The 12,057-nt window shown below is 70.0% G+C and carries 12 protein-coding genes; 5 read left to right on the plus strand and 7 right to left on the minus strand.

The window, feature by feature from the left end; genetic code table 11:
• Positions 1–35: 35 nt before the first annotated feature.
• Together ASD38_RS08510 and ASD38_RS08515 are read right to left on the minus strand one after the other, a co-directional pair.
• Entirely contained in the window at positions 36–2,228 is a 2,193-nt protein-coding gene (locus tag ASD38_RS08510; protein ID WP_056459273.1) for a xanthine dehydrogenase family protein molybdopterin-binding subunit, read from the minus strand.
• 2 nt (positions 2,229–2,230) lie between these two features.
• Positions 2,231–2,695, minus strand: a complete 465-nt coding sequence (locus ASD38_RS08515) for a (2Fe-2S)-binding protein (RefSeq protein ID WP_056441741.1) — start codon at positions 2,693–2,695, stop codon at positions 2,231–2,233.
• Positions 2,696–2,903: 208 nt separating this feature from the next.
• Here ASD38_RS08515 and ASD38_RS08520 point away from each other — a divergent pair, with 208 nt between their 5' ends.
• The 5 genes from ASD38_RS08520 to ASD38_RS08540 all read left to right on the plus strand — a co-directional run bounded on the left by ASD38_RS08520 (position 2,904) and on the right by ASD38_RS08540 (position 6,743).
• Complete coding sequence (locus tag ASD38_RS08520; protein WP_056441744.1) at positions 2,904–3,548, plus strand: DUF47 domain-containing protein; 645 nt, start codon at positions 2,904–2,906, stop codon at positions 3,546–3,548.
• Positions 3,548–4,549 carry an inorganic phosphate transporter gene (locus tag ASD38_RS08525; RefSeq protein WP_056459275.1) on the plus strand — a complete coding sequence of 334 codons (1,002 nt, stop codon included), beginning with the start codon at positions 3,548–3,550 and terminating at the stop codon, positions 4,547–4,549. The genes ASD38_RS08520 and ASD38_RS08525 overlap by 1 nt, the downstream gene beginning before the upstream one ends.
• The gene (locus tag ASD38_RS08530) at positions 4,546–5,133 is read left to right on the plus strand and encodes an NUDIX hydrolase (RefSeq protein WP_056441749.1); all 588 of its coding nucleotides are present in this window, start codon (positions 4,546–4,548) and stop codon (positions 5,131–5,133) included. Before ASD38_RS08525 ends, ASD38_RS08530 begins: the two co-directional genes overlap by 4 nt.
• Before the next feature lie 87 nt (positions 5,134–5,220).
• A complete protein-coding gene (locus ASD38_RS08535; RefSeq protein WP_056441752.1) occupies positions 5,221–5,949 on the plus strand; it encodes an endonuclease III domain-containing protein in 729 nt (242 codons plus the stop codon).
• 56 nt (positions 5,950–6,005) lie between these two features.
• Positions 6,006–6,743: a DUF72 domain-containing protein gene (locus ASD38_RS08540; protein WP_056441757.1), complete on the plus strand. Its 738-nt coding sequence runs from the start codon at positions 6,006–6,008 to the stop codon at positions 6,741–6,743.
• On the opposite strand, the gene ASD38_RS23275 is transcribed toward ASD38_RS08540, so the two are convergent.
• From ASD38_RS23275 to ASD38_RS08565, 5 genes are all read right to left on the minus strand, one after another.
• Positions 6,718–7,722: a M15 family metallopeptidase gene (locus ASD38_RS23275; protein ID WP_082560707.1), complete on the minus strand. Its 1,005-nt coding sequence runs from the start codon at positions 7,720–7,722 to the stop codon at positions 6,718–6,720. The two genes, ASD38_RS08540 and ASD38_RS23275, sit on opposite strands and share 26 nt — an antisense overlap.
• A gap of 29 nt (positions 7,723–7,751) precedes the next feature.
• Positions 7,752–9,260 (minus strand): CoA-acylating methylmalonate-semialdehyde dehydrogenase, encoded by a 1,509-nt coding sequence (locus ASD38_RS08550; RefSeq protein WP_056459278.1) that lies wholly within the window; start codon positions 9,258–9,260, stop codon positions 7,752–7,754.
• A 191-nt stretch (positions 9,261–9,451) separates the two neighbouring features.
• Positions 9,452–9,973: a flavin reductase family protein gene (locus ASD38_RS08555; protein ID WP_056459281.1), complete on the minus strand. Its 522-nt coding sequence runs from the start codon at positions 9,971–9,973 to the stop codon at positions 9,452–9,454.
• Between the two features lie 215 nt (positions 9,974–10,188).
• Entirely contained in the window at positions 10,189–11,457 is a 1,269-nt protein-coding gene (locus ASD38_RS08560; protein ID WP_056459283.1) for an RNA polymerase sigma factor, read from the minus strand.
• Positions 11,458–11,488: 31 nt separating this feature from the next.
• Positions 11,489–11,845, minus strand: a complete 357-nt coding sequence (locus tag ASD38_RS08565; protein WP_056441768.1) for a YciI family protein — start codon at positions 11,843–11,845, stop codon at positions 11,489–11,491.
• Between the last annotated feature and the right edge of the window lie 212 nt (positions 11,846–12,057).

Consider the following 12,057-nt stretch of genomic DNA (forward strand, 5'->3'; position numbering starts at 1 on the left):
CTTGGCCATGGGACGCTATGCCGCGCCCGCCTCCGCTAGGCCAGCTGGTCGCCGATCGGCAGGGTCCGGATCCGCTTGCCGCTCGCCGCGAAGATCGCGTTGACCAGGGCGGCCGGCGACGGCGGCAGGGCCGGTTCGCCCAGGCCCGTCGGCGGGTTGTCGCTGGTGACGAAATGCACCTCGACATCCGGCGCGTCAGCCAGGCGCAGCATCGGGAAATCGCCGAAATTGCTCTGGACCACGGCGCCGTTCTCGATGGTGATCGCCTGGCCCAGGCTACTGCCGATCCCGTCGAGGACCGAGCCCTGAACCTGCTGCTCGGCGCCGTTGGGATTGACGATCTGCCGGCCGACGTCGACCGCCGCCCAGGCCTTGCGGACCTCGACCTTGCCGTCTGCCACGGCGACCTCCATGACCACCGCCACATAGCCCCGATGGCTGTAGTGGCAGGCCACGCCCAGGCCGACGCCCTTGGGCGTCTTGCGGCCCCAGCCCGACGCCTCGGCGACCCGGTCCAGCACGGCGCGCATGCGGCCGGTGTGGAAGCTGTCGCCCTTGCCCGGCTCGCCGATCAGCCGCGGCGCGCCCAGCAGCTTGCGGCGGAACTCGACCGGATCGGCGCCGGCCGCGTGGGCCACCTCGTCGGTGAAGCCCTGCATCACGAAGCCGTAGGCGTTGTTGCCGGGGGCCCGCAGCCAGCCGGTCGGCACGCCCAGCGGCATGACCGAGACGTCCAGGGCGTAGTTCTCGACCGCGCCGAACGGAAACTGGGTGGCGTTCATGCCGGCGGCCCGCGCGAACTTCTGGCCCTCGCCGAAGGTCACGAAGTGGTTGCGCCAGGCCGTCAGCCCGCCCTGGGCGTCCAGCCCCGCCGTCAGACGGTGGAAGCCGGCCGGGCGGTAGAAGTCGTGCTGGATGTCGTCCTCGCGGGTCCACAGCAGCTTGACCGGCGCCCCGACCGTCTTGGAGATCCACGCCGCCTCGACCATGAAGTCGTTCATCAGCCGCCGGCCGAAGCCCCCGCCGCTGCGGGTGAAGTGGAGGGTGATGTCCTCGGGCTTGATCCCCAGCGTCTTGGCCACCAGCTCGCGGCCGTCCTCGGGGTTCTGGGCCGGGACCCAGATCTCGACCTTGCCGTCCTTGAAGCTGGCCGTGCAGTTCTGAGGCTCCAGCGTGGCGTGCGCGTTGAACGGATAGCTGTAGTCGGCCTTGACCACCTTGGCCGCGCCCTTCAGGGCCGCCTCGACATCGCCGACCGTCTTGACGTTGCGGTGCGGCGGCTGGCCGTGCAGTTCGGCGGCCTTGGCGATGAAACCCGCGCTGCTCTGGGCGCTGGTCGGGTGGTCGGCCCAGGCGACCTCCAGCGCGTTGCGGCCCTTGCGCGCCGCCCACCAGGTGTCGGCCACCACCACCACGCCGCCCAGCAGGCCTTCCAGCTCGGTCCCGCCGTCGACCACGAAGGCGTGGCGAACGCCCTTGACCGCCTTGGCCGGGGCCAGGTCGACCTTGGCCACCTTGGCGGCGAACACCGGGGCTTTGAGGAAGGTGGCGTACAGCATGCCCGGCACGCGCACGTCGATGCCGTACAGCGGCTTGCCCTCGACGATGGCCGGCGTGTCCGACTGCGGCTGGGACTTGCCGATGATCCGGTAGGTCTTGGGGTCCTTGAGGACCAGGGTCTTGGGGTCGGGCGCCGTCAGACCGGCGGCGGCCTGGGCCAGCTCGCCGTAGGACGCCCGCCGCTTGCCGGCCTTGTCGACCACGAAGCCGGGCTCGGTGGTCAGGCCGGCGGCCGGGACGTTCCAGCGCTGGGCCGCGGCCTGGATCAGCAGGGCGCGCCCCACCGCGCCGACCTGGCGCATCGGCTCCCAGTCGTCCGGGGTCGAGGTGCTGCCGCCGGCGGACTGTTCGCCGAACACCTTGGCGTCGATCGGGGCCTGCTCGATGCGGACGGCAGACCAGTCGACGTCCAGTTCCTCGGCGATCAGCATCGGCATCGAGGTCTTGACCCCCTGCCCGATCTCCGGCCGCTTGGCGGCGATGGTCACCACGCCGTCGGGGGCGATGCGGACGAAGGCGTTGAATGGGTTGGCCCCCACTCCACTTGGCGCTTCACCCTGCGCCCGGACCAGGCCCGGCAGGCTGAACGACAGCAGCAAGCCGCCGCCGGCCGCCGCGCCGGTCTTCAGGAACAGCCGGCGGGACGGGTTCTCGAGGATCGCGGTCATGCTCACGCCTCCACTTGGCCGGAGGCGGCCTTGATGGCCTTGCGGATGCGGATGTAGGTGGCGCAGCGGCAGAGGTTGCCGTTCATCGCCGCGTCGATCTCGTCGTCGGTGGGCTTGGGCGCGGCGGCCAGCAGGGCCGTGGCCGACATGATCTGGCCGGCCTGGCAGTAGCCGCACTGCGGCACGTCGACGGCCTTCCAGGCCTCCTGCACCTTGGCCCCGACCGGGTTCGCGCCGATCCCCTCGATGGTGGTCACCGCCTTGGCGCCCACCCGGGCCAGCGAGGTGACGCACGAGCGCATGGCCACGCCGTCGATATGGACGGTGCACGCTCCACACTGGGCCACGCCGCAGCCGTACTTGGTTCCCACCAGCCCCAGCACGTCGCGCAGCACCCACAGCAGGGGCGTATCGGGTTCGGCGTCCACCGTGTGAACCTGGCCGTTGACCTTCAAGCTTGTCGACATCCCGCTGCTCCTGAACCGACGCCGGGCCAGAGTGCCAAACGCTTGGGGCCGCGACCAGAGGGCGCGCCCCCACAAAAGGTGTCATAAAACCGTCACGCGGGGCTTGAACCCGGCTGGCTTCCGTGGTTCCGCTCCGCCGCGCCGGGCGCTCCTCCATACAAGAACGTCCGCGAAACTCTCCACGCTTCGAACAGAGGATGAAGCGACCATGCTGGGCTTGTTCCGGGCTGTCATGCCCAAGGAAGACCGCTTCTTCGAGCTGTTCGCGCAGCATGCCGCCACCCTGGTGGCCGGGGCCAAGGCCCTGCAGGACCTGATGGAGGGCGGCGACGGCGTCGAGGCCGCCAGCGCCCGCGTCTACCAGCACGAGGAAGAGGCCGACGAGATCACCCGCCAGGTGATGGGCGCGGTCCGCCGCAGCTTCATCACCCCGTTCGACCGCAGCGACATCCAGGACCTGACCACCTCGCTGGACGACGCCATCGACCAGATGCGCAAGACCGCCAAGGTCGTCAGCCTGTTCGAGGTCAAGACCTTCGAGCCGCAGATGCGCGAGATGGCCGCGATCATCGTCCAGGCCGCCGAGCTGACCGTCCAGGCCGTGGCCCTGCTGCCCGACATGCGCAAGAACGCCCACCGCCTGACCGAACTGGCCGTCAAGGTCACCCAGATCGAGGAGCAGGCCGACCAGATGTACGACCAGGGCCGCAAGGCGCTGTTCATGGCCCATCGCACCGGTGACCCGATGACCTTCATCGTCGGCGTCGACATCTACAGCCACCTGGAGAAGGTGGTCGACCGCTTCGAGGACGTGGCCAATCGCATCAGCGGCATCGTGGTCGAGCAGGTCTAGTGGATCCGACCTTCCTCATCCTGGTGGTGCTGGTCGTCGTCGCCCTGGGCTTCGACTTCCTGAACGGCCTGCACGACGCCGCCAACTCGATCGCCACCATCGTCTCGACGCGCGTGCTGTCGGCGAAGTGGGCGGTGCTGTGGGCGGCGTTCTTCAACTTCATCGCCTTCGCGGTGTTCGGCACCAGCGTCGCCAAGATGGTCGGGGCCGGGATCATCGATCCGCACGTGATCACCGACCGGCTGATCTTCGGGGCCCTGATGGGCGCGATCAGCTGGAACCTGATCACCTGGTGGGCGGGCATTCCCTCCTCCAGCTCCCACGCCCTGATCGGCGGCTTGGTCGGCGCCTCGGTCGCTAAGGTCGGCGGCTTCGGCGCCGTGCAGTGGGCCGGCCTGAGCAAGACCGCGGCCGGCATCGTGGTCTCGCCGCTGATGGGCTTCCTCCTGGCGCTGCTGCTGGTGCTGATCGTCTCCTGGACCTTCCTGAAGAGCTCACCGTTCTTCGCCGACCGGTTCTTCCGCGTCGCGCAGTTCTTCTCGGCGGCGGCCTATTCGCTGGGTCACGGCGGCAACGACGCCCAGAAGACCATGGGCATCATCGCCGCCCTGCTCTACGCCCACGGCGCCACCCACGCCCCGGGCACGATCCCGCTGTGGGTCGTCCTGTCGTGCCAGACCGCGATGGCGCTCGGCACCCTCTTTGGCGGTTGGCGCATTGTGCACACCATGGGCAGCAAGATCACCCGCCTGACCCCGATGCAGGGCTTCTGCGCCGAGACCGGCGGAGCGATTACTTTGTTCCTGGCGACCCATATCGGCGTTCCGGTCTCGACGACTCACACGATCACGGGCGCTATTGTCGGCGTCGGCGCTTCGCGTCGGGTTTCGGCCGTCCGTTGGGGCGTGGCCAAGAGCATCGTGACCGCCTGGATCGTCACCCTGCCCGCGGCCGGCCTGGTCGCGGCGGCGTTCTACTATCTCGGGTTCTGGATGAAGTGACCGACACGGCGGGCGGCAAGCAGGCGGGACGCAAGTCCAGCGAGCGGCGACATCAGGTCGCCGCCCTGCCCTGGCGCACGACCTCCGCCGCCCCGGGCGGAAGCAACGGCCTCCAGATCCTGCTGGTCTCGTCGCGCGAGACGCGCCGCTGGGTGATCCCCAAGGGCTGGCAGATGAAGGGCAAGCCGGACCATCAGGCCGCCGCCCAGGAGGCCTACGAGGAAGCCGGGCTCGACGGTCACATCGTCGAGCGGCCGATCGGCGGCTATCCCTATCTCAAGCGTCTGAAGAGCGGCGGCGCGCGCCCCGTGACGGTGGACGTCTATCCGCTGGAGGTCACGGGCGAGCACGCGACCTGGCCGGAGAAGGGCCAGCGCACCCTGCAATGGATGTCGCCGGTCGAGGCGGCGCTGGCGGTGCACGAGCCGGAGCTGCGCGACCTGATCGCCCGTTTCGCCAAGGTCGAACTGCCGGCCGAGGAGCGCCCCAAGCCCGCCCAGGCCCCGACGCCGGTGCGCGTGGCCCTGACGCGCCTGCGCCGCCGGATCACGGTGCTTTGGGGCCGCCGGCGCCGCTGGCCCTGAGGCCAGGCCCGGGAAGAAGCTGGGGATAACTCGACAACGCGCTTCGCATTCACTATGTTCTTGTTACGTTCCGTAGCGAGATTCGCCATGCAGCTGTCCCTCGACCTGTCGACCTCGCCGCTTGAAGCCATGCGCGACGGGCTGCTCAAGACCTTCGGGCCGCAGCGGCCGACCAAGCGACTCGATCCGGTGTCGCAGCTGGTCAAGTCGTCGATCAGCGGCCGGACCAAGGACGCCGTCTCCTGGGCGGTCTACCACCGCCTGAAGGAGCGCTTCGCGACCTGGGAAGAGCTGGCCGAGACGCCCGACGCCGAGGTCCAGGCGCTGATCGCCGAGGTGACCTATCCCGAAGAGAAGGCCCGCCACCTGCCCCACGCCCTGCGGCTGATCCAGGTGCGCAGCGGCTGGAAGCTGTCGCTGGACCATCTGGCCGAGCTGGAGCTGGACAGCGCCCGCTGGTGGCTGCAGGGCCTGCCCGGCGTCGGGGTCAAGGTCGCCGCCTCGGTGCTGAACTTCAGCCCCCTGAACATGCGCGCCCTGGTGGTCGACACCCACGTCCACCGCGTCGCGGGCCGGCTGGGCCTGATCCCCGCCGGCTACGACACCGGCCACGCCTATCGCGCCCTGATGGACATGGTCCCCGACAGCTGGACGGCCGAGGACCTGTATGAGCTGCACTGGCTGATGAAGGGCCTGGGCCAGCTGCTGTGCTCGCACCACGCGCCGCGCTGCGGGGCGTGCGCGCTGAAGGCGACCTGCTCGAGGGTCGGTGTTGAACGCAGCGCGGATATTTTGGCGTGGCGGCCGAGGGCTTGAAACCCTCTCCCAGCGGGAGAGGGTGAACCTCCGCCGCCCTCCCACGCTCCCTCCGCATGCCTGAGGACATTCGCATCGGCACGGCCGGCTGGAGCTTCCCGCGGGCCCTGGAGGTCTTCCCCGCCGGAGGCTCCGGCCTTGAGCGCTACGCGGCCGTCTTCAACGCCGTCGAGATCAATTCGTCCTTCTACCGCCCCCATCAGCGCAAGACCTATGAACGCTGGGCGGCGTCGACGCCGGCGGGTTTCCGGTTCGGGGTGAAGGTCCCTCGGACGATCACCCACGAGCGGCGGCTGGTCGACATCGCCGAGCCGGTGGCGCGGTTCCTCGACGAGTGCGGCGGACTGGGCGGGAAGCTCGGGCCCCTGCTGATCCAGCTGCCGCCGAGCCTGGGTTTCGACGCCGGGATCGTGGAGCGCTTCCTCGCCGCCTGGCGGAAGGCGACGACCGCCGCGACCGTGCTGGAGCCGCGTCATCCGACCTGGTTCGACGCGCCGGCCGAGACCTTGTTGAGGACCTTCGAGGTGGCCCAGGTCGCCGCCGATCCCGCCGTGGTTCAGGCGGCCGCCGAGCCCGGCGGCTGGTCCGGTCTCACCTATCGCCGCCTGCACGGCTCGCCCGCGATGTACGCGACGTCCTATGACGACGGACGCCTGGAGCCCCTGGCCGAACGGATCGGCGGCGAGACCGGCGCGGCCCAGAGCTGGTGCATCTTCGACAACACCCAGTTCGGCGCGGCGGCCGCCGACGCCCTGAGACTGACGGCGCTTACTTCGCCTGGGCCAGTTCGGTGAAGGTTTCGGTCCCGATGCCGTAGCTGCGCCAGTCCCCGTAGTCGAAGTGCCACCACTCCTCGGGATAGACCTCGAAGCCCTGGGCGACCATGGCCTCGCGCAGGATCGCCCGCAGGGCCCGCTGCCGGGTCGTGCCGCCGATGAAGTCGGCATAGGAGCGGCCCGACATCTCGTCGTAGCGGCTGGGCATCTGGGCCGGCTCGCCGGTCTTCAGGTCGTACAGGGTCAGGTCGACGGCGCAGCCCCGGTTGTGGCGCGAGCCCTGGGCCGGATCGGCCACGAACATGTGGTCCTCGGGCGGGGTGGCCTCCCAGAACATCCAGGTCACGAACCAGGGCCGATAGGCGTCGTGGATCAGGACGCCGTAGCCCTGGGCCTCCAGCGCCTTGGCGGCCCGCGCCAGGGCTTGCGCGGCGGGGCGCTGCAGGTAGGCGGCCGACCGTTCGTAGACGGCCAGGCCCATGAAGTTGTCGGAACCGGCGTAGCGGATGTCCAGGCGGATCGTCGGGTCCAGAGTCGACAGATCGACCAGGTCAGCGGGCTTGCGCCGCGCCGTCTCGACCGGCGGCTTGGCGGCCAGGGCCCGGGCGCGCAAGGCGGCCGGGTCGGCGCGCACCGCCGCGTGGATCGCGGCCTCGACTTCCGCTCCGAAGTCGTGGCGCGGCAGGCGCGTTCCGTCCAGACGCAGGGCGGCCGGCTCCAGCATCAGTTCGCCGCCGCCCTCGATCCGATAGCGGCTGCGCCCCAGCGAGGTCAGGGCGGCGTCCTTGAGGCCCCGCCCGTCGACGCGCAGAACGCCGTCGCGCTCGAACACCGTCAGCGGCGCGCCCCGCTCGCCATACTGGCCGACCGCCGCCATCTCCGCGGCGTCCAGGGACGGCGTCGAGGAAGACTGGGCGGAAGGTGACTGGGCGAAGGCTGCGGCGGTCAGGACAAGTCCCATCAGGAAGGGGGCGATCGCGGTGAAAGGTCCGGCCATTCTTCGCATCGCCCCCATGTCTTGTCGTCCTACTTCATCGTCGGGATGACGAAGGCGTCGCCCTCGTGGTCGCCTTCTGGCCACCGCGCGGTGATCGTCTTGACCTTGGTGTAGAACTTCACGCCCTCGACGCCGTGCTGGTTGGTGTCGCCGAACGCGCTGCGCTTCCAGCCGCCGAAGGTGTGATAGGCCACCGGCACGGGGATCGGCACGTTGATGCCGACCATGCCGACATTGACCCGGCTGGCGAACTCGCGCGCCGCGCGGCCGTTGCGGGTGAAGATGGCGACGCCGTTGCCGTACTGGTGCTCGGACGGCAGGGCCAGCGCCTCCTCGAAGGTCTCGGCGCGGACGATCTGCAGCACCGGGCCGAAAATCTCCTCCTGGTAGGTCCTCATGCCCTTCTTGACGCCGTCGAACAGCGACGGGCCGATGAAGAAGCCCTTCTCGAAGCCCTGCAGGCTAAAGTCGCGGCCGTCGACCACCAGTTCCGCGCCCTCGTCGACGCCGATCTGGATGTAGTCGGCGACCTTGGCGCGGTGCGCGGCGCTGACCACCGGGCCGTAGTGGGCGGCCAGGTCAGTGGAGACGCCGACCTGAAGGGTCTCGATCTCGGCGACCATCCGTTCGCGCAGCTCGTCACCGGTCTTCTTGCCGACCGGGACCACCACCGGCAGCGCCATGCAGCGCTCGCCGGCCGAGCCGAAGGCCGCGCCCGACAGGTCCTTGACCACCTGGTCGAGGTCGGCGTCGGGCAGGACGATGCCGTGGTTCTTGGCCCCGCCCATGGCCTGGACGCGTTTCCCGTGCGCCGTGCCCGTCTGGTAGACGTAGTGGGCGATGTCGGACGAACCGACGAAGCTGACCGCGCGGATCAGCGGGTGGGTCAGGATGGCGTCGACGGCGGTCTTGTCGCCGTGCACGACATTCAGCACCCCGGCGGGCGCTCCCGCCTCCATCATCAGCTCGGCCAGCTTGACCGGCACGGTCGGGTCCTTCTCCGACGGCTTGAGGATGAAGGTGTTGCCCACGGCGATGCTGATGCCGAACATCCACATCGGGATCATGGCGGGGAAGTTGAACGGGGTGATGCCCGCGCAGACGCCCAGCGGCTGGCGCATCGAATAGACGTCGATGCCGGGTCCGGCGCCCTCGGTGTATTCGCCCTTCAGGATGTGGGGGATGCCGCAGGCGAACTCGATCACCTCCAGGCCGCGCTGGATGTCGCCCTTGGAGTCGGCGATGACCTTGCCGTGCTCGGACGACAGGATCTCGGCCAGGACGTTCATGTCGCGCTCGATCAGGCGCTTGAACTCGAACATCACCCGGGCGCGGCGTTGGGGATTGGTGGCGGCCCAGCCGATCTGGGCGGCGGCGGCGGCCCGGACGGCGGCGTCCAGCTCGGCGTCGGTGGCCAGGGCCACGCGGGCCTGGATCTCGCCGGTGTTCGGATTGAACACATCGCCGAAGCGGCCGCCCTTCTCGATCGAACTTCCTTCGAGGGCTTGTCCGTTCACGAAATGGCTGATGGTCCGCATGATACGCTCCCTAGACCTTGTTTTGCGCGTCAATAGCATCCGCTTTGACGCGCGTATCCCGCAAAATTCGTCCACTCCCCCTGTCATCCCGGAAACGGCGAAGCCGTTATCCGGGACCGCCGGAAACGCAGGCGCTCTGGCGTCGGTCCCGGATCTTCGCGCTGCGCGCTCGTCCGGGATGACAACCGAAGTTACTCGTCGACGTGCACGCGGCGAAACCGGCCCTGCAGATAGACCAGGGGTTCATGGTCCGGGTCATAGCGCAGCTTCACCACCCGCCCGACATAGACCCGGTGGTCGCCGGCGTCGAAGACCTGGTGGGTCAGGCATTCGAAATTGGCCATGCAATCGGGCAGGATCGGCGCGCCGGTGCTCCAGGTCTCGGTGTCGATGCCCGCGAAGCGGTCACCGTCCTTCTGCACGAACTGGCGGGCCATCAGCTGCTGGTCGGCGTGCAGCACGTTGACCGTGAACCGCCCGGCCGTGTCCAGGATCGGCAGGCTGCGCGAGTTGAGGTCGACGCAGACCAGAGCCAGGGGCGGATCCAGCGACACCGAGGTGAACGAGTTGGCGGTCAGCCCCACGCGGCGGCCGTCCTCGCAGACCGTGGTGATCACCGTCACCCCGGTGGTGAAACATCCGAAGGCGTGGCGCAGCGCCCGGGCGTCATGCGCGCCGCCCTCGCCCAGTTCGATCGTGACCGGCTGACTCATTCGCTCACCAGTGATGCAAACCGGCGGCATGGGCAAGAGTTTGGGGGTGGTCGAAGGAGACAGCGCGGCGATCACTTGCCCCCTACGGGTCGCTTCGCGACCGTCTTTCCCCACAGGGGGAAGAGGAGCCGCGCTCGGCCTCCTCCGCCCCCTGTGGGGGCGGACAGACCGCGAAGCGGTCAGGTGGGGGCAAGTGTTAGCGGGCAGTGAGATGCTCAGGTCACGCCCCTCCCCGCCTCCGCCGCCCGCCTTCGCAGCAGCGCCTCCTCCCGCCGGTTGCCGGCCATGTCGGCGGCGGCCACGAACGCCGCGCGCGCCTCCTCGAACCGGCCCAGCCGCAGGAGCAGGTCGCCGCGCACGGCGGGCAGCAGGTGATAGGCCTTCAGCGCCGGCGCGTCGGCCAGGGCCTCGACGATCGCCAGCCCGGCCGCCGGCCCCTCGGCCATGCCCACCGCCACGGCGCGGTTCAGCTGGACCACCGGCGACGGCGCGACCCTCGCCAGCTCCGCATAGAGCGCGGCGATGCCCAGCCAGTCGGTGTCGGCCGCCGTCCGCGCCTGGGCGTGGCGGGCGATGATCGCCGCCTGCAGGACGTAGAAGCCGCTCGCCCCGCCCAGGTCCCGCGCCCGCTTCAGCGCCCGCAATCCGCGCTGGATCTGCAGCGGGTCCCAGAGGCCGCGATCCTGGTCGAGGATCAGGACCGGTTCGCCCGCCGCGTCGGTCCGCGCCGCCGTGCGCGAGGCGTTCAGCTCCATCAGGGCCAGCAGGCCGTGGGCCTCGGGCTCGTCCGGCGCGATGGCGGTCAGCACCCGTCCCAGGCGCAAGGCCTCGTTGCACAGCTGGGGCCGCTGCCAGTCGTCGCCGCGCGCGGCGGTGTAGCCCTCGTTGAAGATCAGGTAGACGACCTCCAGCACCGAGGCCAGGCGGGCCGCGCGCTCCTCGCCGCGCGGGGTCTCATAGGCCAGGCCGGACTCCGACAGCGTGCGCTTGGCCCGCACGATGCGCTGGGCCGCCGCCGTCTCGGACATCAGGAACGCCCGGGCGATCTCGTCGGTCGTCAGGCCGCAGACCATCCGCAGGGCCAGGGCCGCGCGCGCCTCGCGCGACAGCAGCGGATGGCAGGCGGTGAAGATCAGCCGCAGCATCTCGTCGCCGATGTCGTCGTCCAGGGCGGAGTCGAAGTCGGGCATGACCCGCTGCTCGGTCTCCAGCTCGCGGGCGACCATGCCGTGCTTGCGCTCCAGCATGGGTCCGCGCCGCAGGCGGTCCAGGGCCCGATGCTTGGCGGTGGCCATCAGCCAGGCGCCGGGGCGCTCGGGCACGCCCGTGGCCGGCCACTTTTCGAGGGCGGCGACCAGGGCGTCCTGGGTCAGCTCCTCGGCCAACGGCACGTCGCGCAGCATCCTCGCCAGGCTGGTGATCAGCCTGGGATGCTCGACCCGCCAGACGGCGAGGATGGCGCGATGGGCCTCGGCGTCGCTCATCGACGCCGGCCGCCGGCGGCGGGAGCCGGCTTCAATGCTCGATCATCGGGCGGATCTCGCACGTTCCCTCCCAGCCCGGCTGGTGGTCCTTGTGCAGTTGCAGGAACTCGACCGCCGAGGCGACGGCTTCTTCCTTGCTGGCGAACTCGAACAGCGCGTAGCCGCCGATCACCTCCTTGGCCTCGACCATCGGACCGTCCAGCACGGTGAACTTGCCGCCGGCCAGGGTGACCCGCGCGCCGGCGTCCATCGGCAGCAGCCCGCCGCCGCCCAGCATCCGGCCGGCCTGGATCTCGCGATTGGCCAGGACGTTCATGGCCTCGGTCAGTTCCGGCGTCGGCGCCGCCGGGCCGGGGGGCGCGGTGACGATCAAACACATGTAGCGCATCTGGAAATCCTCCTGGAGCGAGCCGGGACGCCGTCGTCGCCGGACTGTCTCGCTATTGAGGTCGACGAGCCAGCCCTGGATGGATCGACGGGGCGGATGAAGTTTTTTCGTGCGGCGAACGCTTGCCCCCTACGGGTCGCTTCGCGACCGTCTTCCCCCACAGGGGGAAGAGGTTCCGCCGCCGGCGCCGCGCGCGCGTCCTCCGCCCCCGT

This window comes from Caulobacter sp. Root487D2Y, from assembly GCF_001427165.1.
GTDB lineage: Bacteria > Pseudomonadota > Alphaproteobacteria > Caulobacterales > Caulobacteraceae > Caulobacter.